General features: G+C 62.2%; 21 protein-coding genes. 14 read left to right on the top strand and 7 right to left on the bottom strand.

Features of this window, described 5'->3' with window-relative positions:
- Positions 1 to 209: 209 nt before the first annotated feature.
- A complete protein-coding gene (locus FW796_RS12215; protein WP_346633415.1) occupies positions 210 to 1703 on the top strand; it encodes an aldehyde dehydrogenase in 1494 nt (497 codons plus the stop codon).
- 173 nt (positions 1704 to 1876) lie between these two features.
- Positions 1877 to 3025: an MFS transporter gene (locus FW796_RS12210; protein WP_446439393.1), complete on the top strand. Its 1149-nt coding sequence runs from the start codon at positions 1877 to 1879 to the stop codon at positions 3023 to 3025.
- Between the two features lie 4 nt (positions 3026 to 3029).
- Here the strand turns inward: FW796_RS12210 and FW796_RS12205 are convergent, their stop codons facing one another.
- Positions 3030 to 4598, bottom strand: a complete 1569-nt coding sequence (locus FW796_RS12205; protein ID WP_430962720.1) for a phospholipase D family protein — start codon at positions 4596 to 4598, stop codon at positions 3030 to 3032.
- A gap of 71 nt (positions 4599 to 4669) precedes the next feature.
- Positions 4670 to 6094 (bottom strand): aminotransferase-like domain-containing protein, encoded by a 1425-nt coding sequence (locus FW796_RS12200; protein WP_346633412.1) that lies wholly within the window; start codon positions 6092 to 6094, stop codon positions 4670 to 4672.
- A 180-nt stretch (positions 6095 to 6274) separates the two neighbouring features.
- Between FW796_RS12200 and FW796_RS12195 the strand changes: the two genes are divergently transcribed.
- On the top strand, positions 6275 to 6520 hold the full coding sequence (locus FW796_RS12195; protein WP_404937904.1) for a DUF1127 domain-containing protein: 246 nt from the start codon (positions 6275 to 6277) through the stop codon (positions 6518 to 6520).
- A gap of 31 nt (positions 6521 to 6551) precedes the next feature.
- On the opposite strand, the gene FW796_RS12190 is transcribed toward FW796_RS12195, so the two are convergent.
- Entirely contained in the window at positions 6552 to 7865 is a 1314-nt protein-coding gene (locus tag FW796_RS12190; RefSeq protein ID WP_346633410.1) for an NAD(P)/FAD-dependent oxidoreductase, read from the bottom strand.
- 147 nt (positions 7866 to 8012) lie between these two features.
- On the opposite strand from FW796_RS12190, the gene FW796_RS12185 reads away from it, so the two are divergent.
- A complete protein-coding gene (locus FW796_RS12185; protein WP_102862531.1) occupies positions 8013 to 8366 on the top strand; it encodes a YkgJ family cysteine cluster protein in 354 nt (117 codons plus the stop codon).
- Between the two features lie 62 nt (positions 8367 to 8428).
- On the opposite strand, the gene FW796_RS12180 is transcribed toward FW796_RS12185, so the two are convergent.
- Positions 8429 to 8917, bottom strand: coding sequence for an Lrp/AsnC ligand binding domain-containing protein (locus FW796_RS12180; RefSeq protein WP_011064210.1), 489 nt, complete (start codon positions 8915 to 8917; stop codon positions 8429 to 8431).
- A gap of 157 nt (positions 8918 to 9074) precedes the next feature.
- Here FW796_RS12180 and dadA point away from each other — a divergent pair, with 157 nt between their 5' ends.
- The 6 genes from dadA (at position 9075) to FW796_RS12150 (ending at position 15211) form a co-directional block, all read left to right on the top strand.
- Complete coding sequence (gene dadA, locus FW796_RS12175) at positions 9075 to 10376, top strand: D-amino acid dehydrogenase (protein ID WP_346633409.1); 1302 nt, start codon at positions 9075 to 9077, stop codon at positions 10374 to 10376.
- On the top strand, positions 10348 to 10701 hold the full coding sequence (locus tag FW796_RS12170; RefSeq protein ID WP_346633408.1) for a RidA family protein: 354 nt from the start codon (positions 10348 to 10350) through the stop codon (positions 10699 to 10701). The genes dadA and FW796_RS12170 overlap by 29 nt, the downstream gene beginning before the upstream one ends.
- Positions 10702 to 10792: 91 nt before the next feature.
- Positions 10793 to 11866 (top strand): alanine racemase, encoded by a 1074-nt coding sequence (gene alr / locus FW796_RS12165; protein ID WP_346633407.1) that lies wholly within the window; start codon positions 10793 to 10795, stop codon positions 11864 to 11866.
- A gap of 132 nt (positions 11867 to 11998) precedes the next feature.
- Positions 11999 to 12547 (top strand): cupin domain-containing protein, encoded by a 549-nt coding sequence (locus FW796_RS12160; protein ID WP_123726820.1) that lies wholly within the window; start codon positions 11999 to 12001, stop codon positions 12545 to 12547.
- Positions 12548 to 12729: 182 nt separating this feature from the next.
- A complete protein-coding gene (locus tag FW796_RS12155; protein WP_123726819.1) occupies positions 12730 to 13146 on the top strand; it encodes a c-type cytochrome in 417 nt (138 codons plus the stop codon).
- 136 nt (positions 13147 to 13282) lie between these two features.
- On the top strand, positions 13283 to 15211 hold the full coding sequence (locus FW796_RS12150; protein ID WP_446439392.1) for an acetyl-CoA hydrolase/transferase C-terminal domain-containing protein: 1929 nt from the start codon (positions 13283 to 13285) through the stop codon (positions 15209 to 15211).
- Positions 15212 to 15318: 107 nt separating this feature from the next.
- Here the strand turns inward: FW796_RS12150 and FW796_RS12145 are convergent, their stop codons facing one another.
- Both FW796_RS12145 and rep read right to left on the bottom strand, forming a co-directional pair.
- Positions 15319 to 15891 carry a xanthine phosphoribosyltransferase gene (locus FW796_RS12145; protein WP_346633405.1) on the bottom strand — a complete coding sequence of 191 codons (573 nt, stop codon included), beginning with the start codon at positions 15889 to 15891 and terminating at the stop codon, positions 15319 to 15321.
- Between the two features lie 55 nt (positions 15892 to 15946).
- Complete coding sequence (gene rep / locus FW796_RS12140) at positions 15947 to 17956, bottom strand: DNA helicase Rep (protein ID WP_346633404.1); 2010 nt, start codon at positions 17954 to 17956, stop codon at positions 15947 to 15949.
- 267 nt (positions 17957 to 18223) lie between these two features.
- On the opposite strand from rep, the gene FW796_RS12135 reads away from it, so the two are divergent.
- Positions 18224 to 19897, top strand: coding sequence for a putative bifunctional diguanylate cyclase/phosphodiesterase (locus tag FW796_RS12135; RefSeq protein WP_346633403.1), 1674 nt, complete (start codon positions 18224 to 18226; stop codon positions 19895 to 19897).
- 54 nt (positions 19898 to 19951) lie between these two features.
- On the opposite strand, the gene FW796_RS12130 is transcribed toward FW796_RS12135, so the two are convergent.
- Positions 19952 to 21352: a NorM family multidrug efflux MATE transporter gene (locus FW796_RS12130; protein WP_346633402.1), complete on the bottom strand. Its 1401-nt coding sequence runs from the start codon at positions 21350 to 21352 to the stop codon at positions 19952 to 19954.
- A gap of 157 nt (positions 21353 to 21509) precedes the next feature.
- Here FW796_RS12130 and FW796_RS12125 point away from each other — a divergent pair, with 157 nt between their 5' ends.
- The 3 genes from FW796_RS12125 (at position 21510) to FW796_RS12115 (ending at position 25690) form a co-directional block, all read left to right on the top strand.
- Positions 21510 to 22430 carry a LysR substrate-binding domain-containing protein gene (locus FW796_RS12125; protein ID WP_404937899.1) on the top strand — a complete coding sequence of 307 codons (921 nt, stop codon included), beginning with the start codon at positions 21510 to 21512 and terminating at the stop codon, positions 22428 to 22430.
- Positions 22431 to 22622: 192 nt separating this feature from the next.
- On the top strand, positions 22623 to 24599 hold the full coding sequence (locus FW796_RS12120; RefSeq protein WP_346633400.1) for a methyl-accepting chemotaxis protein: 1977 nt from the start codon (positions 22623 to 22625) through the stop codon (positions 24597 to 24599).
- A 122-nt stretch (positions 24600 to 24721) separates the two neighbouring features.
- A complete protein-coding gene (locus FW796_RS12115) occupies positions 24722 to 25690 on the top strand; it encodes a Ca2+-dependent phosphoinositide-specific phospholipase C (protein ID WP_346633399.1) in 969 nt (322 codons plus the stop codon).
- Position 25691: the final 1 nt, after the last annotated feature.

Below are 25691 nucleotides of genomic sequence, written 5' to 3'. Positions count from 1 at the left end.
GTGGCTATGAAGGCCAAAGTCTATGTTTATTAAAATGCACATAGCAATGGCGTTTGCCCGGACTTTGTCAAATATATTGAAAGTACAGGGGTCGCTGGTTTAGGGTGGCGGGTGCCTTTGGCCGAAAACAGGCTGGCCGGGCAGAATTCTTCATGAGTGCCGGCGTAGTTCGCATGGCGCTTGTATTCAAATAAGAGGAGGACACTCGTATGACCACCCTGACTCGTGCCGATTGGGAACAACGTGCCCGCGACCTGAAAATCGAAGGCCGCGCCTACATCAACGGTGAATACACCGCATCTGTTTCCAATGACACCTTCGAGTGCATCAGCCCGGTAGACGGCCGTGTGCTGGCAACCATTGCCAGCTGTGACGCCGCCGATGCCCAGCGCGCCGTGGACAATGCCCGCGCCACCTTCAACTCTGGCGTCTGGTCGCGCCTGGCGCCGGCCAAGCGCAAGTCCGTCATGATTCGTTTTGCCGGCCTGCTCAAGCAACACGCCCAAGAGCTCGCGCTCCTGGAAACCCTGGACATGGGCAAGCCCATCACCGACTCCCTGGAAATCGACGTTCCCGGCGCGGCGCAGGCCCTGAGCTGGAGCGGCGAGGCCATCGACAAGATCTACGACGAAGTCGCTGCCACCCCCCACGACCAACTGGGTCTGGTGACCCGTGAGCCCGTGGGCGTAGTCGCGGCCATCGTGCCGTGGAACTTCCCGCTGATGATGGCCTGCTGGAAACTGGGGCCGGCGCTGTCCACCGGTAACTCGGTGATCCTCAAGCCTTCGGAAAAATCCCCGCTGACCGCGATCCGCATCGCGGCCCTGGCGGTGGAAGCCGGGATTCCGGCTGGCGTGTTCAACGTACTGCCAGGTTACGGCCATACCGTGGGCAAGGCCCTGGCCCTGCACATGGACGTGGACACCCTGGTGTTCACCGGCTCCACCAAGATCGCCAAGCAACTGCTGGTGTACTCCGGTGAATCCAACATGAAGCGCGTCTGGCTGGAAGCCGGTGGCAAAAGCCCGAACATTGTGTTCGCCGATGCCCCGGACCTGCAGGCCGCCGCCGAATCCGCTGCCAGCGCCATCGCCTTCAACCAGGGCGAAGTCTGCACCGCCGGTTCCCGCCTGCTGGTGGAGCGTTCCATCAAGGACAAATTCCTGCCGCTGGTGATCGAGGCCCTGAAAGCCTGGAAACCGGGCAACCCACTGGATCCGGCTACCAACGTCGGCGCCCTGGTGGACACCCAGCAGATGAACACCGTGTTGTCCTACATCGAGGCCGGTCATGCCGATGGCGCCAAACTGGTGGCCGGTGGCAAGCGCACCCTGCAGGAAACGGGCGGTACCTACGTCGAGCCGACGATTTTCGACGGCGTCAGCAACGCGATGAAGATTGCTCAGGAAGAGATCTTCGGCCCCGTGCTGTCGGTGATTGCGTTCGACAGCGTGGAAGAGGCGATCCAGATTGCCAACGACACCCCGTACGGGTTGGCGGCAGCGGTCTGGACTGCGAACATCTCCAAGGCTCACCTGACGGCCAAGGCACTGCGTGCCGGCAGCGTGTGGGTCAACCAGTACGACGGTGGCGACATGACCGCGCCGTTCGGCGGCTTCAAGCAGTCGGGCAATGGTCGGGACAAGTCGCTGCACGCGTTCGACAAGTACACCGAGCTGAAAGCGACCTGGATCAAGCTCTGAGTCTTCGGGGTTGAGGCGATGGCGTCCGCCAGGGCGCTTTCGCCGGCAAGCGCCACGCCGTACAGGCGCTCCTGCCCGAAGCTGTTGATCCACAGCGCAGCCGGACTTCCCGCGAGGGGAGTCCGGCTGTGTTGTCTGTGGCTTGCAGAATAATGATCCACAGGAGTGTGGAAATGCCTTGGGCGACCTATTTCGCCGTTTTATCCGCTGTCTTGAGTGTCGGCCTGGCCCTGGGCATGACCATGCCGCTGGTGTCCTTTCGCCTGGAAAGCTGGGGCTACGGACCCTTTGCGATAGGTGTGGTAGCGGCGATGCCGGCCATTGGCGTGCTGCTGGGCGCGAAGATTTCCAGCCGCCTGGCGGCCCGCTTCGGTACCGCCAACCTGATGCGCCTGTGCCTGTGGGCGGGTGCGCTCTCTATTGGGCTGCTGGCGCTGTTGCCCAGCTATCCGGTGTGGCTGGCGTTGCGCCTGATCCTGGGTGTGGTACTGACCATCATCTTCATCCTGGGGGAAAGCTGGATCAACCAGCTGGTGGTGGAGCAGTGGCGGGGGCGGCTGGTGGCGTTGTATGGCAGCGGCTATGCCTTGAGCCAGCTGGCGGGTCCCCTGCTGCTGGGCGTCCTGAGTACCACGCAGGACTACGGTTTCTGGGTCTCGGTGGGGTTGTTGGTGGCGGCGCCCTTGCTGCTCTTGGGGCGTAGCGGAGCGCCGAGCACCGAGTCCTGCAATGTCACCCTGATCGACCTCTGGCGCTTCTGTCAGACGCTGCCGGCGATTGGTTGGGCGGTGGCCTTGTTCGCTACTTTCGAGGCTCTGATCCTGACCCTGCTTCCGGTTTATTGCTTGAGCCAGGGCTTCACCGAGGACGTGGCCCTGGCCATGGTCAGCACCGTGGTGGTGGGCGATGCATTGTTGCAGCTGCCGATCGGCGCCTTGGCCGATCGCGTCTCCCGGCGCGGCCTGTTCACCGGTTGCGCGGTAATCCTGCTGTGTTCCAGCCTGGCCATTCCCCTGCTGCTGGACAGCGTATTGATCTGGCCTTTGTGGGTGCTGTTCGGGGCCAGCGCTGGCGGGTTGTTCACTCTGTCGCTGATCCTGATCGGCGAGCGTTATCGCGACGATGCGCTGGTGCGAGCCAATGCCCATGTGGCGCAGTTGTGGGGTATCGGTTGTCTGATCGGTCCCTTGGTGGCAGGGGCGGGCAGTCAGTGGGTCACCGGCCACGCGATGTTGCTGCTGGTAGCGGCGGGGGCCTTTGGCCTGTTGCTTCTGCTGCTGCGTCAGGGCGCTTTTGGAAGCGTCCAGGCACAACCCCTGTAGCGCTTCAAAGCATGCGCTCCAGACCGATGCGGGTGCTCAGCCAGGCATTGATGCGTCGCCACCAACTGCCGGGCTCGTGGCTCAGGCTGTGCAACTGCCCTTGGTCCTCGGTGATCCAGACCAGCTTGCCGCCCTCCAGTTTGACCTGGTAGCTGAGGGGCGGCGCCATCCCTTGCAGGGCCAGGGCGCGTACATGCTCGGCCAGTTCGGGGCTGTCCACCAGCACCCCAACCTCGGTGTTCCACAGCACTGAGCGTGAATCGAAATTGAACGAGCCGATAAAGCTCTTCTGTCGGTCGAAGACCATCGCCTTGCTGTGCAGGCTGGAATCCGATCCCTTCAGGGAACCGCTGTGGAACAGCCGCGGACCGCTGCCGCCGCCCCGCTCTCCGGGTTGTCTGCGCAACTCGTAGAGCTTCACGCCGTGTTCCAGCAAGGCCTTGCGATAGGGCGCGTAGCCGCCATGCACCACCGGCACGTCGGTGGCTTCCAGGGAGTTGGTCAAGAGGCTGACCGCGACCCCGGCGTCAGCCCGGCCGGTCAGGTACACCAGCCCCGGCTGGCCCGGGACGAAGTAGGCCGAGACCATGATCAGTTCCTTGCTGACGCCCTTGAGTTCCGGTGCCAACTGGGTGGTCAGCAGCAAGTGCGGGTCGGGGTCGCCCTTGGCCAGGACCTTGGTCGGCGCATCCCACAGGGCTTGGTTCCAGGCCCAGATCAGTTCCTTGCGCCAGATATCCATGCGCGGCTGGGTTTGATAGGTCATCAGTTGGCGATACAGGACCTGGTTCTGCCGGCGGCTGTCCTGTAGCGACTCTTCCAGGCGCTGGCGGGTGTTGTTCAGGGCCTTGGCTGAAGGTGCGTAAGACAGGAATTCGCCTATGGGCCGGCTCAGGGCGCTGTTCCAGTATTGGTCGAAGCTATGGCCCAGCTGCTCGGCCACGGGGCCGGCGCTGAACATGTCGATGTCGGTGAAGTTGAGATTGGGTTCGGCATCGAAGTATTCGTCGCCGAGGTTGCGCCCGCCGACGATGGCCACGCTGTTGTCTGCCAGCCACAGCTTGTTGTGCATCCGTCGATGCTGCTGCGACAGGTTGAACAGCCGGCCCACGGCTCGGGTAACACCGGTGCTGCGGCCCAGGTGCAGCGGGTTGAACAGGCGGATCTGGATCTGCGGGTGGGCGGCCAGGGTGGCGATGATCTGGTCCAGCCCGTCACTGGTGGTGTCGTCCAGCAGGATGCGTACCCGCACGCCTCGATCGGCAGCCTTGAGCAGCTCGTGTACCAGCATCCGGGTGCTGATGCCGTCATGGACGATGTAGTACTGCAGGTCGAGGCTGCTCTGGGCGTTGCGGATCAGCTCGGCGCGGGCCATGAAGGCTTCAGTGCTGTTGGGCAGCAAGCGAAAGCCGGAGCGTCCCTGATAAGGGGCGGCCTGGGCCCTGATGGACTGGGCGAAGCTGGAGTCCTTGGCGGCCAACGCTTGGCTGGGCTGGTAAGGCACTTCCTGGGTGGCGCAGCCGCCCAGCCCGAGGGTCAGGATCAGCGCTAGGATAAAACCCTGTTTACGGATCAAGTCAGGTCATCTCGCATCACGGCGCGGGTTGGCATGGGACGGCTGGCTTCCTGCAACGTGACCCGGGTTCAGTCCTGGGTTTCGCTGAGCAGCTTGATGGCTGCGGAGCCGACTTTGCGTACCGCGTCCTCGATCTGCGCGGTTGGCTTGGCAGCGTAGTTCATCCGCAGGCAATTGCGGTACTTGCCCGAGGCGGAAAAGATACTGCCCACGGCGATCTGCACGCCTTGGTCGAGCAATGCCCGGTTGAGTTTCAGAGCGTCGAAGCCTTCGGGCAGTTCGATCCACAGCATGAAACTGCCCTGGGGACGACTGGCGCGGGTGCCTGTGGGGAAATAGCGGCTGACCCAGTCGAGCATCAGGTCGCGGTTGCGCTGGTATTGAGTGCGCATCTTGCGCAAATGGGGTTCGAAGTGGCCGCTTTTCAGGAACTCGGCGATGGCCACCTGGGGCTGCGTGGCGGTGGAACCGGTGCTGATGTACTTCATGTGCAGCACCCGCTCCAAGTAGCGGCCGGGCGCGACCCAGCCGATGCGCAGGCCGGGGGCCAAGGTCTTGGAGAAGGAGCTGCACAGCAGGACCCTGCCGTCGTCGTCGAAGGACTTGATGGTTCGCGGGCGTGGGTAGGTGTAGGCCAGTTCGCCATACACATCGTCCTCGATGATCGCCACGTCGAAGCGCTGGGCCAGGGTCAACAGGGCCCGCTTGCGCGACTCCGGCATGATGTAGCCCAAGGGATTGTTGCAGTTGGGGGTCAACTGTATGGCCTTGATCGGCCACTGCTCCAGAGCCAGTTCCAGGGCTTCCAGGCTGATCCCGGTAATCGGGTCGGTGGGGATTTCCAGGGCCTTCATGCCCAGCCCCTTGAGGGTCTGCATGGCGCCGTGAAAGCTCGGCGAGTCTACGGCAACAATGTCCCCAGGCTCGCAGGTGGCGCGAATGCTGGAGGACAAGGCCTCGTGGCAGCCGGTGGTGATCACCAGGTCATTGGCCCCCAGCTGGCAGCCGGAATCCAGCATCAGCCGCGCCACTTGCTCGCGCAATTCCAGCACGCCGTAGATGTTGTCGTAGTGCAGGCCGGGCATGTCCTGGCGCCGGCTGAGCCGGGCCATGGCCCGCAGCAAGGGCTTCATGGTTGGTGTGGTGATGTCCGGCATGCCGCGGCCCAGCTGCACCACGTCCTTGCGCGGCACCGCGCGGATCAGCTCCAGCACCTGGTCCCACTGGGAGATTTCCACCGGCCGCTGGGCCGGGCGACCGACCGCCGGCAGGGCGGGCAACTCACGGCTGGGGGGGACGAAGTAGCCGGATTTTGGCTTGGGCATGGCCAGGCCGTTGTCTTCCAGCAGGCGATAGGCCTGCTGCACTGTGCTCAGGCTGACCCCGTGTTCTACGCTCAGGGCGCGCACCGAGGGCAGTCGATCACCGGGGCGATAGAAGCCCTGTTCGATGCGGGTGCCCAGGAGTTCGGCGAGGTTCACATAGAGGGTCATGGCGTTGGCTCGAAGTGGCAGTCACGGAGGACCAGTACAGATGGGGCAAAAATACAGGATTCAGCGATATTTTTGGCAAAACTGTATGGAAATAATACCGCTGTATTGGGTCTGTATTGGTTTTGATGCGGCGCCCATCATGTTCGCTCATGGCAACTTGAGCAAACAGGAGCAATGGAAATGAACGGCTTGAGCGATGTGCGGCTGTCGTTACGCAGTCAGGAACTGGAGGCCGAGCAGGAGCGGGGAGCGGCGGCGACCCTGCCACGCACTGCGCCGTCCGGGCTGGGTCCCTGGGGCTTGTACTGGCATCGGCTGCGTACCCGCAAGGCGTTGCTGGAGTTGACCGCCGAGGAGTTGCGGGACGTGGGGCTGAGCCGCGAGGAGGCCCGGGCCGAAGGCCTCAAGCCTTTCTGGCGGCTGTAATCCCGCAGCGGCGGCAAGGAGCCGCGCAAGGTCAGGCCAGCTCTTTCAGGCGATGCCAGAGCATGCCCAGGGCCAGCAGTGGTGAGCGCAGGTGCTTGCCGCCGGGAAAGGTGATGTGCGGCACCTTGGCGAACAGGTCGAAACCGCCACCCTGTTGGCCGCTGATGGCTTCCCCCAGCAACTTGCCCGCCAGGTGCGTGGCGTTCAGCCCATGGCCTGAATAGGCCTGGGCGTAATACACATTGGGTTGGTCCTTGAGTCGGCCGATCTGTGGCAGGCGGTTGGCGCCGATGCCGATCATGCCGCCCCACTGGTAGTCAATCTTCACCTCGGCCAGTTGCGGGAACACTTCCAGCATCTTCGGCCGCATGTAGGCAGCGATGTCCTTGGGGTCGCGCCCGGAGTAGTGGCAGGCACCGCCGAACAACAGGCGCCGATCGGCCGAGAGTCGGTAGTAGTCCAGGGCTACGCGCTGGTCGCAGACGGCCATGTTCTGAGGCAGTAGCTCCTGTGCCTGGGCCTCACTCAAGGGTTCGGTGGCAATGATGTAGCTGCCGGCCGGCAGCACCTTGCCCCCCAGCTCCGGGTTGAGGTCGTTGAGGTAGGCGTTGCAGCCCAGGACCAGGGTCTTGGCCCGTACCGTGCCGCGATGGCTGTGGACCTTGACCTCGGGACCGTAGTCGATGCGAGTCACTGCCGAATGCTCGAACAGACGCACGCCCATCTGCTGCGCCGCCTGAGCTTCACCCAGGGCCAGGTTCAGCGGGTGCAGATGGCCCGAGCCCATGTCGATCAGCCCGCCAACGTAGCGTTTGGAGCCCACCACGCTGTGCATTTCAGCGGCCTGCAACAGGCGGGTTTCGTGGCGATAGCCCAGGCTGCGCAGTTCTTCGGCGTCCTCGGCAAAGCCTTCAAGGTCCGCCGGCTTGTTGGCCAGGTCGCAGTAACCCCAGGTCAGATCGCAGGGGATCTGCAGGCGTTCGATGCGCTGGCGGACGATTTCCACGGCCTCCAGCCCCATGAGTTTCATCTGCCGCACACCGTCGTTGCCGAGCACCTTGGTGAACTGATCCAGGCCGTGGCCGACCCCACGAATCAACTGTCCGCCGTTGCGGCCGCTGGCGCCCCAGCCGATCTTGCGGGCTTCCAGCAGGATCACACTGAACCCGCGCTCGGCCAGTTCCAGGGCGGTATTGAGCCCCGAGAACCCGCCGCCTACCACGCACACGTCCGCTGTCAGCTCGCCTGCCAGTGTCGGGTAGTCAGGCTGCGGCAGGCTGCTGGCGGCATAGTAAGAGGCGGCGTGCCGATCACTGGCGGCGGATTGCTGAGCACTGGCGGGCATGGAAAGCGTCCTGATCAGGGGGGCTGTAAAAATTGCCGGAGCATAAGCCGGGGCTTTCGTTTGCGGCAACCGCAGGACGCCCGGTCCTGTCTGCGCCGATGCATTTGAGGCAGAATTCACGGCTATTCATGTCCCGGTAGCCTTTTCATGAGCTGTAACCGTCAAATAGTCCGCAGCCTGCGTCAGCAGATTCCCTCCTTCGAGTGCGTTCCTGGCTGCCACGATTGCTGCGGGCCAGTGACTACTTCGCCTGAGGAAATGTCTCGCCTGCCGCGCAAGACCGCTGCCGAACAGGACGCTGCCATGGACGAGCTCAACTGTGTGCACCTGGGCCCCAATGGCTGCACGGTGTATGACGAGCGCCCGCTGATCTGTCGCCTGTTCGGCACCACGCCGAGCCTGCCGTGCCCCAACGGCCGGCGTCCGGTAGAGATGATCCACCCCCGGGTCGAGAAGCAGATCCACGACTACATGGCCAGTAATCGTCAGGTCCTGGTCTAGCCCGCCACTCCTTGTAGGAGCCGGCTTGCCGGCGAAAGCGTCCCGGACCGGCGCTCCTCATCTCAATCCGGAATGGGCAGGCTCAGGCTCTCCTTCACTTCCTCCATCACGATGTAGCTCTTGGATTCCCGTACATGGGGCAGCTTGAGCAGGATGTCCCCCAGCAGCTTGCGATAGGACGCCATCTCCGAGATCCGCGCCTTGACCAGGTAGTCGAAGTCGCCGGACACCAGATGGCACTCCAACACGTGCGGCAGCTTCAGCACCGCGCGACGGAACTCCTCGAAGGTATCCCCTGACTTGTAGTCCAGGCTGATCTCGACGAACACCAGCAGGCTCCCCTTCAAGTGCTGCGGATTGAGCCGGGCGTTGTAGCCCATGATGATTCCTTCGCGTTCCAGGCGGCGCACTCGCTCGGTGCAAGGGGTGGTGGAGAGTCCGACTCGTTCCCCCAGCTCGGTGAAGGAAATACGCCCATCGGCCTGCAGTATCCGCAGGATATTGCGATCTATCTTGTCCAGGGCACGACGGGTCTGATGATTGGTGCGCATAGGGGATGCCCCTCCGTGAAAAGCGATATCGCCGAGAATTCTCGCCAAATATAGGCGGTTATATAGTGAAAATCACTGCTCAATGTTTCTTACACTGCGCCCATCTTTGCTCTGAATAACAAACGTCAGCGGTCAAGCCGCGATGAGGGATATGAAAATGCGCGTTCTGGTCTTGGGCAGTGGCGTTATCGGAACCACCAGTGCCTATTACCTGGCTCGAGCCGGGTTTGATGTGACCGTGGTGGACCGCCAGCCGGCTGCAGCCATGGAAACCAGTTTCGCCAACGCCGGTCAGGTATCCCCTGGCTATGCCTCGCCCTGGGCTGCTCCGGGCGTGCCGCTCAAGGCCATCAAATGGCTGCTGCAGCGCCACGCACCGCTGGCAATCAAGGCCACCGCCGATATCGATCAATACCTGTGGATGGCGCAGATGCTGCGCAACTGCACCGCCAGCCGTTATGCGGTGAACAAAGAGCGCATGGTGCGTCTGTCCGAATACAGCCGTGACTGCCTCGACGAACTGCGGGCGGAAACCGGTATCGCCTATGAAGGCCGCAGCCTGGGCACCACCCAGCTGTTCCGCACCCAGGCGCAACTGGACGGCGCGGCGAAAGACATCGCCGTGCTCAAGGAATCCGGCGTGCCGTTCGAGCTGCTGGATCGCGAGGGCATTGCCCGGGTCGAACCGGCTCTGGCCAACGTCACCGACATCCTTGCCGGTGCCCTGCGTCTGCCAAATGACCAGACCGGCGACTGCCAGATCTTCACCACTCGCCTGGCCGAAATGGCCATCAAGCTGGGTGTGGAGTTCCGTTTTGGCCAAGACATCCAGCGCCTCGACTTCGCCGGCGACCGGATCAATGGCGTATGGATCGACGGCAAGCTGGAAACCGCCGACCGCTACGTGCTGGCGCTGGGCAGCTATTCGCCGCAACTGCTCAAGCCGCTGGGCATCAAGGCCCCGGTCTACCCGCTCAAGGGCTATTCCCTGACCGTGCCGATCACCAACCCGGCGATGGCTCCGACTTCGACCATCCTCGACGAGACCTACAAGGTTGCGATCACCCGTTTCGATAACCGTATCCGGGTCGGCGGCATGGCTGAAATAGCCGGTTTTGACCTCTCGCTGAACCCACGCCGGCGCGAAACGCTGGAGATGATCGTCAACGATCTCTATCCTCAGGGCGGTGATCTGTCCCAGGCCAGTTTCTGGACCGGGCTGCGTCCTACCACCCCGGATGGCACGCCAATCGTCGGTGCCACGCCGTTGCGCAATCTGTTCTTGAACACCGGCCATGGGACCCTCGGTTGGACCATGGCCTGTGGTTCCGGTCGTTTGCTTGCGGACCTGATGGCCAAGAAAAAGCCGCAGATCAGCGCCGAAGGCCTCGATATTTCCCGTTACGGCAACCCTCAGGAGTCAGCTAAACATGTCAATCCAGCGCCAGCTCACCAATGAGCGTATGAGTCAGATCGTCGTTCACAGCGGTACGGTGTATCTGTCCGGGCAAGTCGGTGACGATCTGCAGGCCGGAATTGAACAGCAGACTCGGGAGACCCTGGCCAACATCGAGCGTCTGCTGGACCTGGCCGGCACCGACAAAAGCAAGCTGCTGTCGGTGACCATCTACCTGAAGGACATCGATGCCCATTTCGAAGGCATGAACAGTGTCTGGGACCAGTGGTTGCCAAAAGGCGTGGCACCGGCCCGGGCTACTGTGGAAGCCAAGCTCTGTGAGCCGGAAATCCTCATCGAGCTGTCGGTAGTGGCCGCTCTGCCTTAAGCGACAAGATCCCTCTCCCGGTGCCGGTGGTGGTCCGCCGTCATCCAGCACCGGTTTTTTATTCCCCATGACCGCCTAGAAGTCTGCCGCCATGCGTCCTGCCCGTGCCCTGATCGATCTCCAAGCCCTGCGTCATAACTACCAACTGGCCCGTGAAGTTTCGGGTGTTCGCGCTCTCGCGGTGATCAAGGCCGATGCCTACGGTCATGGCGCGGTGCGATGCGCCCAGGCGCTGGAGAGCGAGGCCGATGGCTTTGCCGTGGCCTGTATCGAGGAAGCCCTGGAACTGCGCGCCGCCGGCATCCGTGCGCCGGTGCTGTTGTTGGAGGGGTTCTTCGAAGCCTCTGAGCTGGCGCTGATCGTCGAGCATGATTTCTGGTGTGTGGTGCATTCGCTGTGGCAGCTCGAGGCCATCGAGCAGACGCCGGTGGCCAAGCCGCTGACGGTCTGGCTCAAGCTGGATTCGGGCATGCACCGGGTTGGCCTGCATCCCAAGGATTACCAGGCGGCCTATCAACGGCTGCAGGCCAGCGGCAAGGTCGAGAAGATCGTGCTGATGAGCCACTTCGCTCGCGCTGATGAGCTGGACTGCCCACGCAGCAGTGAGCAGGTCGCGGTATTCGAGGCGGCTCGCCAGGGGCTGGGGGCCGAGATCAGCCTGCGCAATTCGCCCGCAGTATTGGGCTGGCCCAGCGTGCCAAGTGACTGGGTTCGCCCGGGCATCATGCTCTACGGTGCCACGCCGTTCGAAGAAAACAACTCCGTGGCAGAGCGTCTGCAGCCGGTCATGACCCTGGAATCCAAGGTGATCTGTGTGCGTGAGCTGCCCGCCGGCGAGCCGGTTGGCTATGGCGCCAAGTTCATCACCGACAAGCCGATGCGCATCGGCGTGGTCGCCATGGGTTATGCCGATGGGTATCCACGCCACGCGCCAACCGGCACTCCAGTGTTGGTGGACGGTCAGCGCAGCCGCCTGCTGGGCCGGGTGTCCATGGACATGCTGTGTGTCGACCTGACGGATGTGCCTCAGGCCGGGCTAGGTTCCACCGTTGAGCTATGGGGCAAGAACATCCTCGCCAGCGAGGTCGCCCTGGCCGCCGATACCATCCCTTATCAGCTGTTCTGCAACCTGCGTCGGGTGCCGCTGGTGTACTGCGAAGACTGAGATTGCGCGGGTTGTACCGAAAGTCGCCTGCCCTCGGGGGAATCGGGGCCAAGTGTTGTAAATACTGAACGCTGTCGCCATGATAACGCTCAATTACAACAACGCCTGATTCCCGCCTAGGAGGCTGCCGCATTGGACGTCGGTGAACGACTACAATCCATCCGTAAACTGAAAGGTCTTTCCCAGCGTGAACTCGCCAAGCGCGCGGGCGTCACCAATAGCACCATTTCAATGATCGAAAAGAACAGTGTCAGCCCCTCGATCAGCTCACTGCGAAAGGTGCTGGGCGGCATTCCCATGTCCATGGTCGAGTTCTTTTCCGAGGAAGTTCTCCAGGAAACGCCTTCTCAGATCGTCTACAAGGCCCACGAACTGATCGATATCTCCGATGGTGCAGTCACCATGAAGCTGGTGGGCCGGGCCCATCCAAGTCGCGCCATTGCCTTTCTCAACGAGATCTATCCGCCGGGCGCCGACACTGGCGAAGAGATGCTCACCCATGACGGCGAAGAAACCGGGATTCTCCTCGAGGGTCGCCTGGAATTGGTGGTAGGGCTGGAAACATTTGTCCTCGAAGCCGGTGACAGCTACTACTTTGAGAGTACGAAGCCGCACCGTTTTCGTAATCCGTTCGATGCTCCGGCGCGACTAATCAGCGCAGCCACTCCGGCGAATTTCTAGACCAAGAGGCATCCTGCAAGGCTTGCAGAGAGGGCCCCAGCGACATTTCGCCGCGATTAAGACCCCTTCGACTTTGGGGTTGTTTCAGTGTGGCGGGCTAACCGTTATACTTTCGCCCGCCTGCGAAACCGTGGCCGCAGGCGTGACTAGCCACCATTGAGGGTGTACGCGTGAACCTAATTATGAAAATGCTGGCCGCACCAGCAACCGTATTGGCCCTTTGGGCAGTCAGCGCTCAAGCTGCGACTAATGATGACATTGCCAAGCGTCTTGAGCCTGTTGGCCAGGTCTGCGTCCAGGGGCAGGAATGCAAGGGTATGGAAGTCGCTGCTTCTGCTGGCGGCGGCGGTGGGGCGAAATCCCCGGATGACGTGATCGCCAAGCACTGCAATGCTTGCCACGGCACCGGCCTGTTGGGCGCACCGAAAATCGGTGACACCGCAGCCTGGAAAGAGCGCGCCGATCACCAGGGCGGCCTCGACGGCATCCTGGCCAAGGCCATCACCGGTATCAACGCCATGCCGCCTAAAGGCACTTGCATGGATTGCTCCGATGACGAGCTCAAAGGTGCTATCCAGAAGATGTCCGGCCTGAAATAAGCCGCCATCTTCAGCGAAAAAGCCGCTTACGAGCGGCTTTTTTGTGGGCGTAATTCAGCCTGTGCACTGTTCAACGCAGCAAACTCCCGGCAAGCTCGGTCCAACCTCAATTCATGGATGGTCCCCGGAGGGTCAGATGCTGCAATCCTGTTCTATCGAGCATGCGGTAGATGAAGTGCTCGCCCGTTTGCCGCAACACATTCACATGGGCATGCCCCTGGGCCTGGGCAAACCCAACCGTTTTGCCAACGCCCTGTATCGCCGCATTGCCCAATTGCCCGAACGCCAACTGACGATCTACACCGCCCTGAGCCTGGGCCGTCCGTCCCTGGGCGACGGCTTGCAGAAGCGCTTTCTCGAACCCTTTGTGGAGCGGGTGTTCGGCAACTACCCGGAACTGGATTATCTCGCCGACCTGCACCGCGACAGCCTGCCGGCGAACATCCGCGTCGAGCAGTTCTTCATGCAGCCCGGCAGCCTTTTACACAGCGCCGCAGCGCAGCAGGACTACGTCAGCAGCAACTACAGCCATGCAGCCCGGGACATCAACGCCGCCGGCCTGAACCTGGTGGCGCAACTGCTGGCCCGCGATCCGCAACACCCCGGCCGTCTGAGCCTGAGCTGCAACCCGGATATCACCCTCGACATGCTGCCGATGATCGCCAAGCGCCGTGCCGCAGGGGAGACCATCCTGATTCTCGGTCAGGTACACAGCGACCTGCCTTATATGCCCGGGGACTCCGAGATCGACGCGGCGGACCTCGACCTGCTGATCGACGAAGAAGAGCACAGCACTCTGTTTTCCACGCCGAACATGCCGGTGGGGATTCAGGATCATTGCATCGGCATGCATGCCAGCACCCTGGTGCGCGACGGCGGCACCCTGCAGATCGGCATCGGCTCCATGGGTGATGCACTGACCGCAGCCTTGCTGGCGCGGCAGGCTGACAACGACGGTTATCGAGCCCTATTGACGGACCTGCAGGTGAACCAATGGCAGTCGCTGATTGACCGTGAAGGTGGCGTCGAGCCCTTTGCCCAAGGCCTTTACGGTTGCAGTGAAATGTTCGTCAACGGTCTGCTGGCCCTGGCGGATGCCGGCATCGTGCGGCGCAAGGTCTACCCGACCCTGGAGCTGCAACAACAAGCCAACGCCGGCACCCTGGACCCGGCCACGGCTGGCGGGGTTTCGGTCCACGGTGGTTTCTTCCTTGGCCCGCGCAGTTTCTATCAGCGGCTGCGAGAGCTGCCCAAGGGCAAGCTGGCGGAGTTCAACATGACCGCCATCAGCTACATCAACGAACTCTATGGCGACGAGGCCCTCAAGCGCCTGCAGCGTCGGGACGCACGATTCATCAACAGTGCCTTCACCATGACCCTGATGGGGGCGGCGGTGTCCGATCAGTTGCAGGGCGGGAAGGTACTGAGTGGTGTTGGCGGGCAGTACAACTTCGTTGCCCAGGGCCATGCTCTGCACGATGCTCGCTCGGTGCTGATCCTGCGCAGCTGGCGTGAGTCCGCTGGCGAGGTCAGTTCCAACATTGTCTGGGAGTACGGCCATTGCACCATCCCGCGCCATCTGCGGGACATCGTGATCACCGAGTACGGTATTGCCGATCTGCGGGGTAAAACGGATGCGAAAGTGATCGAGGCGCTGCTCAATATCAGCGACTCACGCTTTCAGCCGGGGTTGATGGAGCAGGCACAGAAAGCCGGAAAACTGCCAAAGGATTTTCGTCTGGATCCGCGTTTTACCGACAACAGCCCACAGCGTTTGCAGAATATTCAGGCACGTCACAGCCACCTGTTTCCAGAGTATCCGCTGGGCAGTGATTTCAGCGATGAAGAGCGTGACCTACTGCGGGCGCTGAACTGGCTGAAGAGCAAGTTCAAGCTCAGCGAGATCCTCGAGCTGGGCAAGGCGGCACTCGATGCGCCGGAGCCTGAGGCATTCCCGGCGCACCTTGAGCGCATGGGGCTGGAGAAGCCCGAAGGCCTGCGTGAAGACCTGTACCAGCGTTTCCTGCTGGCTGGCCTGCAGGCCACGGCAACCACCTTGTCGTAGGAGCCGGTTTGCCGGCGAATGGGCCATCAAGTCTTGCATTGCTCTCAAGGGCGTCTTCGCTGGCAAGCCAGCTCCTACACAAGCCAGCTCCCACAAGGCGGGCGGGGTTAGTCGATGAAGGTGACCACGCCGCCAGCCAGGGATTTGACCCGGGCCAGGGATTCCACGCGGTAGCCCTGGGAGTCCAGTTCGGCACGGCCGCCCTGGAAGGACTTTTCGATCACGATGCCCAGGCCGGCCACGGTGGCACCGGCCTGCTTGATGATCGAGATCAGCGCCTGGGACGCCTTACCGTTGGCCAGGAAGTCATCGATGATCAGTACGCGGTCGCTGCTGGTCAGGTGCCGTGGGGAGATGGCGACGGTGCTTTCCACCTGTTTGGTGAAGGAGTACACGGTGGCCGACAGCAGGTTCTCGGTCAGGGTCAGGGACTGGTGCTTGCGGGCGAAGATCACCGGCACGCCCAGGTTCAGACCGGTCATGATCGCCGGGGCAATCCCCGAGGCTTCGATGGTGACGATCTTGGTGATGCCCGAGTCCTTGAACAGCGTGGCGAATTCGTCGCCGATCAGCTTCATCAACTGCGGATCGATCTGATGGTTCAGAAAGGCGTCGACTTTCAGTACTTGATCGGAAAGCACGATGCCTTCTTCGCGAATTTTCTTGTGCAGTGCTTCCACGGAGCTTCCTCAAATAGCGCCTGTTGCGCCAAAGGTCAGTTAAAAATAGTCGATTTTAGCGCTTTAACATCGCGCGTATATCCGCCAAAGCGCTATTGCCGCGAACGGCTTTGACTTCGGTCGGCGTGTCGTCGTTGCCTTCCCAGGCCAGATCGTCCGGGGGCAGTTCATCGAGGAATCGGCTCGGCGCGCAGTCGATGATTTCACCGTATTGCTTGCGCTTGGCTGCGAAGGTGAAGGCCAGGGTCTGGCGAGCACGGGTAATGCCCACGTAGGCCAGGCGTCGTTCTTCCTCGATGGTGTCGGCTTCGATACTGGAGCGGTGCGGGAGGATTTCCTCTTCCATGCCCATGATGAACACGTAGGGAAATTCCAGGCCCTTGGAGGCATGCAAGGTCATCATTTGTACACCTTCGGCGCCGTCTTCCTCTTCCTGCTGGCGTTCCAGCATGTCCCGCAGGACCAGCTTGCCGATGGCGTCTTCGACGGTCATTTCGCCGTCTTCGTCTTTTTCCAGGGTGTTCTTCAAGGCCTCGATCAGGAACCAGACGTTGCCCATCCGGTAGTCTGCGGCCTTGTCGCTGGAGCTGTTGGTGCGCAGCCAGTTCTCGTAGTCGATGTCCATGACCATGCTGCGCAGGGCGGAGATCGGGTCTTCGCCGGCGCATTGTTCGCGGACCCGGTCCATGAAGCGCTTGAAGCGCGCCAGGCGGTCGGTGAAACGGCTGTCCAGGTGCTCGCCCAAGCCGATTTCATCGGTGGCGGCGTACATCGAGATCTTGCGCTCGGTGGCGTAGTTGCCGAGTTTTTCCAGGGTCGTGGAACCGATTTCCCGGCGCGGCACGTTGATCACCCTGAGAAAGGCGTTGTCGTCGTCCGGGTTCACGATCAGGCGGAAGTAGGCCATCAGATCCTTTACTTCCTGGCGTCCGAAGAAGCTGTTACCGCCGGACAGACGATAGGGCACCTGATGGTGCTGCAGCTTCAGTTCGATCAGTTTGGCCTGGTAGTTGCCCCGGTAAAGAATGGCGAAGTCGCTGTAGGGCCGGTCGGTGCGCAGGTGCAGGCTAAGGATCTCCATCGCCACCCGTTCGGCCTCGGCATCTTCGTTGCGGCAGCGGATCACGCGGATTTCGTCACCGTGGCCCATCTCGCTCCACAGCTGCTTTTCGAACTCATGGGGGTTGTTGGAGATCAGCACGTTGGCACAGCGCAGGATACGGCTGGTGGAGCGATAGTTCTGCTCCAGCATCACCACTTTCAGGGACGGATAGTCGTCCTTGAGCAGCATCAGGTTTTCCGGGCGCGCGCCACGCCAGGCGTAGATCGACTGGTCGTCGTCGCCCACCACGGTGAACTGGTTGCGCTTGCCGATGAGCATCTTCACCAGCAGGTACTGGCTGGCGTTGGTGTCCTGGTATTCGTCCACCAGCAGGTAGCGGACCTTGTTCTGCCATTTTTCCAGGATGTCGGCGTGTTCTTCGAACAACTTCACCGGCAGCAGGATCAGGTCGTCGAAGTCCACCGCGTTGAACGCCTTGAGCGTGCGCTGGTAGTGGGTATAGACGATGGCCGCAGTCTGTTCCTTGGGGTTGCGGGCATTTTCCAGGGCTTCGGCGGGCAGGATCAGGTCGTTCTTCCACGAGCCGATCATGTTCTTGATCTCGTCGACGCCGTCGTCTCCGGAATACTCCTTCTGCATGATGTCGGTCATCAGGGCCTTGACATCAGTCTCGTCGAAGATCGAGAAGCCCGGCTTGTAGCCCAGCCGCGCATGCTCCTTGCGGATGATGTTCAGGCCCAGGTTGTGGAAGGTCGACACGGTCAGGCCGCGACCTTCGCCACTGCGCAGCAGGGTGCCGACCCGCTCCTTCATTTCCCGCGCGGCCTTGTTGGTAAAGGTCATGGCGACGATGTACTGGGCGCGGATGCCGCAGTTCTGGATCAGGTGCGCGATCTTGCGGGTGATCACGCTGGTCTTGCCGGAGCCTGCGCCGGCGAGCACCAAAAGAGGGCCGCCGACATAGTTCACGGCTTCTTGCTGCCGGGGATTGAGTCGGGACATGACAGTAAAAAGGGATCGGTTACGAAAAGGGCGGGCATTTTAACAGGCTGGACAGATTCTGCTGCTCTCTCCGACTTGTGACGCACAACGCTATCTAAATTTGCCGGTTTTGATACTTTCCCTCAGGATGCGCGCTGAATATGCGTCTAATGTTCGAGTTAGAGCGGTACAAGAAATTGCGTATGATAATCAATATCAATTGTTATTGCTTATTTGCGCGCCATAATGCCCGCCGCCAACTTATTTTGCAGAGTCTAGGGAGCTAGCTTGTCTAAGCCTGTCGAACCCTTGCGTTTGCTGCTACTGGCCGAAGAGCCTGTGTGGACAGCGTTGTTGCGCGAGTGTGTCGCTCCGTTGGGAGACTCGGTGGTATTGATCAGTGCTCCCACCTGGGAGTCGGTCAGTCGTTTGTTCGAAGACGATCGCAATGCGGTCCTGTTGACCATTCCACGCCTGCAGCCCGGTCCCGGGCGTTGCAGTTTGCCCACCATTCTATTGCTGGACCATGAGCCCTCGGTGGCCCCGGTGGGCGTCAGCGACTGGCTGGTGGGTTCCTGCCTGAGTACCGATGCCCTGCGCCGCTGCCTGCGTCATGTGCGTGAGCGCGGTGTGCTGGAAAACACCTTGCAACGCCTGGCCGAGCAGGACCCCCTGACCGGTATTGCCAACCGGCAGGGCTTTCAGACCCTGCTGGCCGCGCGGCTGGCGGAAAACGATGGTCGCGGCCTGGCCCTGGGGCACCTGGACCTGGATAACTTCCGTCACGCCAACGATGCCCTCGGCCACCAGGCCGGTGACCGGCTGATCCTGCAGGTGGTGTCGCGGCTCAAGAGCCAGCTGGAGGCCGGTGACCAACTGGCCCGCCTGGGCAGCGACGAGTTTGCCTTGCTGATCGACACCCGCCGCGCGCCGCAGCGTGCCGAATGGATGGCCGAACGCATCACCGAAGCCATGGCCGAACCCTATTGGGTCGACGGCGAAAGCCTGTTGATCGGCTGCAGCCTGGGGATTGCTCATGCCCGGGCCAATGCCGGCGCCGACCCGTTGATGTGGCATGCACATATCGCCATGCAGCAGGCCAAGAGCACCCAGGGTTGCACCTTTCATATCTTCAACGAGCGGATCAATCGCAACGCTCGCAGCCTTGCCGATCTGGAAAGCGAGCTGCGTCGGGCCTTGCGCCGTGACGAGCTGGAGCTGCATTACCAGCCGCGGCTGAACCTGCATGACGGCAAGATTGTCGGCCTCGAAGCCCTGGTGCGTTGGCGTCACGGCGAGCGCGGCCTGCTGCCTCCCAGCGAGTTTGTGCCCCTGGCGGAACAGAGCGGGCTGATCGTGCCCCTGGGCTACTGGGTGATTTCCCGTGCTCTACGAGACATGCAGGCCCTGCGCGAGCGCGGGCTGCCTTCGCTGCATATGGCGGTCAACCTGTCGTTCCGCCAGTTCCAGGACAGCCAGTTGCTCTCGACCCTGAGCCGGCTGATTGCCGAGCGCGGGGTTGAAGCCCAGTGGCTGGAGTTCGAGCTGACGGAAACCGCAGTGATGCGCCGCAGCGATCTGGTGAAGCAGACCATGGATGCCCTCGGGCGCCTGGGGGTGCGTTTTTCCCTGGACGACTTCGGTACCGGTTTCTCTTCCTTCGTCCACCTCAACAGCCTGCCGATCACCCTGCTCAAGGTCGACAAGAGCTTTGTCGGGGGCATGGAGCAGCGTGAAGAGAACCGCAAACTGGTGCACGCCATGATCAACCTGGCCCACAACCTCAATCTGGATGTGGTGGCCGAGGGGGTGGAAACCGCGGAGCAACTGGCGTTGCTGCGAGGCTTTGGCTGCGATCAGGTCCAGGGCTACCTGATCAGCAAGCCGCTGCCCCTGGCTGATCTGATGGAGTACCTGACGTTCGGCAGCAGCCAGCAGTCGCTGCAGGAAGGGACGCTTTAAGCGACTGATACCGGTGCTGATCCACCGCCTTGGGCGGCGGTGATCAGCTCCCTGTCAATCCGCGCTGCTGGTCTGAAGGTTCATCGCCGCTGCCACGGGCTCGCGCTTGATCATGCGGCGCATCCGCCACTCGAACGCTAGGGTCAGGCTGATGGCCGCGCAGGCCAGGCCCAGGGCCAGTCCCCACCAGACACCGGTCGGTCCCCAGTCCAGGGTAAAGGCCATCAGCCACGCCGAAGGGGCACCGATCAGCCAGTAGCAGCCCAGGCCCACCAGGAAGGTGGTCTTGGCATCCTTGAGGCCGCGGATCGCGCCCATGGCGATGGTCTGGGTGCCATCGAACAGCTCGAACCAGGCCGCCACCGCCAACAGGCTCACCGCCAGTTGAATCACCTCGGCGAAGGCCGGGTCATTGTGGTCCAGGAAGAGCCCGATCAACTGGTTGGGTAGCAGCCAGAAAATCATCGCGAACCCCAGCATCGCCACCGCGCCGAAGGCGATGCCGACCCGTCCGGCCAACCTTGCATCCAGCAGTTGTCCGGCACCGTAGTGCTGGCCGATGCGCATGGTGATGGCGTAGGAGATGCCAGCCGGCACCATGAACGCCACCGACACGATCTGCAGGGCGATCTGGTGCGCCGCCAACTGGGTGCTGCCCATGGTGCCCATGCACAGCGCGGCGAAGGCGAACAACCCGACTTCCACCGCATAGGTGCCGCCAATGGGCAGGCCCAGGCGCCACAGTTCCCGCAGGTAATGGGTGTTCAGCCGGGCCAGACCCTGGCGCAACGGGTACGCGGCGTAGGCCGGATGGCGCTTGATGTGCCAGGCCAGTGCCAGCGCCATGCAGTTGGCAACGATGGCGGTCACCAGGCCGATGCCCACCAGGCCGAGTTTCGGCAGGCCGAACATGCCGGTGATCAATGCATAGTTGAGCAGGAAGTTGGCCACAGTCCCTGCCAGGCTGATGACCATCACCGGCGTCGCCCGGCCGATGGCGCTGGTAAAACCGCGCAAGGCCATGAAACTCAAGTAGCCGGGCAGGGCGAACGGCAGGATCAGCAGGAACTGGCCGGCGGCCTGGACGTTGCTTGGGGTCTGGCCAAACAGCAGCAACAGCGGTTTGAGGTTCCACAGCAGCAGGCCGGCGACCAGGGCCATGATCCAGGCCAGCCACAGGCCGGCCTGGGTCAGGCGGGCGGCGCCCTCGATGTCTCCGGCGCCCTGACGAATCGCCACCAGGGTGCCTACCGCGGCAATCACGCCGATGCAGAAAATCGAGACAAAGGAATAGCTGGCGGCGCCCAGACCGCCGCCGGCCAGGGCTTCGGGGCTGAGGCGGGCCATCATCAGGGTGTCGGTGAGAACCATCAGCATGTGCGCCAGCTGGGAGGCGATCAGCGGCCCCGCCAGCCGCAGGATGGCCCAGAGTTCGGTACGTGCTGGATGCTGCATGGTCATCAGGCTCGATCAGGGTAAAGTCGGGGAGAGGGCTGATTCTCGGCGCTTCTGGGCCATAGCACAAAGGGATAAAAATACTTGCTGGCATGATTAAAACTCATGCGAACGACTTTCTGGTAGCGTTGCGTCATTCCGCTGCCGGAGCGCATCCATGTCCCGCCGTCTTCCTCCTCTTTATGCCCTGCGTGCCTTTGAAGCAGCGGCGCGGCACAGCTCGTTCACCCGGGCGGCCGAGGAGCTGTCCATTACCCAGAGTGCTGTCAGCCGGCATATCCGCACCCTGGAGGAGCACTTCGCTTGCCGGCTGTTCCAGCGCAGTGGGCGCAATCTGCAACTGACCGAAGCGGCGCGTTTGCTGCTGCCGGGCATCCGCGAGGGCTTCGGTGCCCTGGAGCGGGCCTGCAATACCTTGCGGGCCGAAGACGACATCCTGCGCATGAAGGCGCCGTCGACCCTGACCATGCGCTGGTTGCTGGCGCGCCTCAGCCGTTTCCGCCATCTGCAGCCGGGCAACGAAGTGCAGCTCACCAGTGCCTGGATGGATGTGGATTCCGTGGACTTCAACCAGGAACCCTTCGACTGTGCGGTACTGCTGAGCAACGGACACTTTCCACCGGATTGGGAAGCCAGCTACCTGTTCCCGGAGTTACTGGTCCCGGTGGGCGCTCCGAATCTGCTCGAAGACCTGCCCTGGGATGTGGCGCGGCTGGCGGCCACGGAGTTGTTGCATCCGACTCCTGACCGGCGGGACTGGCGCAGTTGGCTGGAGCAGATGGGGCTCACGGATCAGGTTTCCCTCAAGGGCGGGCAGGTGTTCGACACTCTGGAGCTGGGGATGATTGCGGCGGCTCGGGGCTACGGCGTGTCCATGGGGGACCTGCTGATGGTGGCCGAGGATGTCGCTCAAGGTCGCTTGAGCCTGCCCTGGCCGACTGCCGTCGCCAGCGGCTTGAACTATTACCTGGTGTGGCCCAAGACCCGGCCGGGAGGTGAACGTTTGCGTCGTCTCAGCGACTTTCTCCAGGGTGAGGTCGAGGCGATGCAATTGCCTGCGGTAGAGCGCCTGGGCTGAAACGTTGAAGCACCCGGCCGGCAAGGTTGTGCACATATCCTTGCAAGACGCTCAAGTATTGCCCGGCGCCGCCGAATCCTAGGACATGGAACCAGCGTTCAGGAAGGTCCTAATTACTAAAAACACTTAGAAATATTGTTGCCGAGCGTGCCACTCGATCAGGATGATCCGCCTTCTCGGCCAGGAGCCATCATGTCCCAACCCCGTGCCCGGATAGCCTCCCAGCTAGGGCTTGCCCTTGCCCTGATACTCGCCCTGGTGATCAGCGGCAGTACCCTGTTTGCCCTGCGTTCTCTGGATTCGGCGAATCTCGACACCCGAGAAGAGCACTTGGCCAGCGAAGCGCGCCTGCTGGCGGACCAGCTCAACACCTTTCACAGCAGCCTGCGCGAAAGCACCCAGCGCCTCAGTGGCTTGTTTGAAAACCGCTTCAGCAGCGGCATGAGCCTGCATCCCGAACAACCGGTGACAGTGGCTGGGGTCCAGACCCCCGGGCTGCACCTGGGGGACATGGTGCTGAACAACAACTTCGAGGAAGTGGACGAGTTCAAGCAGATGACCGCCGGGGTGGCGACCCTGTTCGTGCGCAGCGGCGACGACTTCATCCGGGTCAGTACCTCCCTGAGCAAACAGGACGGCAGCCGGGCCATTGGCACCTTGCTCGACCACGCCCACCCGGCCTATCAGAAACTCATGGCGGGGCAGGGTTATGTTGGCCGGGCGCTGTTGTTCGAGCGCTTCTACATGACCCAGTACACCCCGGTGCTGGATCGTGCCGGCAAGGTGATTGCCGTGCTGTTCGTTGGTTTTGACTACACCGATGCGCAGAATGCCCAGTTCGACAATCTCAAGCGCTTCCGCATCGGACAGAGCGGCTCTCTGGCCTTGCTGGACGAGCAGCACAAGTGGCTGGTGCCGCCGGCGGGCGTGCAAGGCCTGGATCAGGCCGCACAGGTCATGACCGATGCGGCGAAGGAGCCGGGCAAGGGGCGCTTCTGGAGCGACCAGGGCGAAGACTTCTACAGCCTGGCGGTGCCTTTTGCCGGTGGGCCCTGGGCGGTGGTGGCGAGCATGCCCAAGGCCGAGATCCGGGCGGTGACCTGGAGCGTCGGTATCCGTCTGGTGATCGGCAGCCTGTTGGCGATGTTGCTGGCGGTGGGCGCCACGGTCTGGCTGCTGCGCAGCAAGCTGGCACCCTTGAGTGATCTGGTGCGTCAGGCCCAGGCCCTAGGCGGTGGCGACCTGAGTGCGCGGTTGAATGTATCCAGCCACGATGAGATCGGCCAACTGGCTCGTAGCTTCAACCAGATGGGTGAAGCCTTGTCGACCATGGTCGAGCACATCCGCCGTTCTGCCGCTGAGGTCAACGGCCGGGCCCAGGCCTTGTCCGGCCTGTCCAGCGGTGCCTATGAGGGCATGGAGCAGCAGTCGGGCGAGATCACCAGCATGGCGGGGGCGGTGGAGGAGTTCAGCGCCACGTCGCTGAACATCGCTGACAATATGGGCAGCACTCAGCGCCTGGCCCAGGAAAACGCCCAGCAAACCCACATCGGCCGCGAGTCCATGGAACAGGCGTCATCGTCCCTTGAGCAGATTGCCGGGGCGCTCAACAGCACGGCTACGGTGATCAATACCCTGGGCCAACGCTCCCAGGAGATCGGCGGAATTGTCGGGGTGATCACTGCGATTGCCGACCAGACCAACCTGCTCGCTCTCAACGCCGCCATTGAGGCGGCCCGTGCCGGCGAGCAGGGTCGCGGCTTCGCCGTGGTGGCGGATGAGGTACGCAACCTGGCGTCGCGTACCCGCGAGGCCACGGACGAAATCTCGCAGATGATCAACAGCATCCAACAGGAAACCGGCCACGCCATCGAAACCATGGAGCAGGGCAACCGACTGATGCAGGAAGGCTTGTCGCGCAACGCCGACGTGGCTTCGGCCCTGGCCCTGATCGACGAGCAGAGCCGCAGCGCCGGCGAGCAGTTCGCCGCCATCACCACGGCCACCCAGGAGCAGAGCAGCACCGCCACGGTGCTCAGCAGCAACCTGCAGAGCATTGCCCAGGCCAACAGCGAGCAACGGGAAGTGGTGTCCAACCTGGCAGTCACTGCCCGTGAACTGGAAACACTGGCCGCCGACCTGCGCCAGGAAGTCGACCGCTTCCGCTGACCGCGGCCATTTCACCCTGCAACCCTGGGTTGCAGGGTGAATGTTGCAATGACGCTTGATTCGACTAAAACAGATGAGCAGCGATTGGCCCTTCAAGGACTTCTCTTTCAGCAGGAGCTGGCATGACTCATCTCACTCGTTTTGTCCCGCGCGTACTCGCCCTGTCGGCACTGGTGTTCAGCCAGATGGCTCTCAGCGAGGAAAGCCCGGCGTTCATTGCCCCGGCGACCTGGAGCACGCCGTTCAACGGCATTGCCCAGGTGGCCTGCCATAACTGCTACGAGAAGCAATATGCGCGCACCTTCACCAGTGTGCTCGACAGTGTGCGCACCCTGGAACTGGACTTCTGGGATCAGCGCGATGCGGTGAGCGGCGGTTCACCCCGTCACTGGTTCGTGCGGCATAACCCCGGCACCCTGTTCCAGTCCGGCAATGACAACAACTGCACCGGCGACGGCACGGGCAAGAACGATCTCGAAGCCTGCCTGAACGACGTGAAGAACTGGAGCGACAATCACCCCGGGCATTTCCCCATCACGCTGATCCTGGACAAGAAGCAGGGCTGGTCCAAGGAAAGTTCGGGGCGCACACCGAAGGACTTCGATGAGCTGATGGCGCGGATTTTCCAGGGCAAGCTCTATACCCCCCAGGACCTGGCAACGCACATAGGCAGCAGTGCCGGGGCCTTGCAAAAAAACCTCAAGGGCAAGTCCTGGCCCACCGCCAGCCAGCTGCAGGGCAAGGTCCTGCTGGTGCTCAATCACTCGGAGAACCAGAAGCTTTCCCAGTACGCCGAGGCCCGGACCTCCAGCGCCAAGGTGTTCATCTCACCGGTGACCAATGGCCAGAACGATGTCAGTGGCAAGGTCAGTGGCATGTCCGACCAGTCATCCGGCTATGTGGCCATGAACAATATGTCCAAGGGTGACAAGAAGTGGGCGACCCAGGCCTTTGCCTACAGCCACATCGGCCGGGTCTGGGGAGATGACGGGGTGTCTTTCACCCAGCACATCAGCGAGAAGATCAACCTCTCGGCGTACTACAAGTTCGCTGAGCAGAACGCCGGCGGCTATCGCATCCGGCCGTTCTGAG

The organism is Pseudomonas sp. 910_21 (assembly GCF_052850735.1).
Note: the sequence above shows the minus strand (reverse complement) of the source record. Positions and strands in the feature narration are given on the sequence as shown.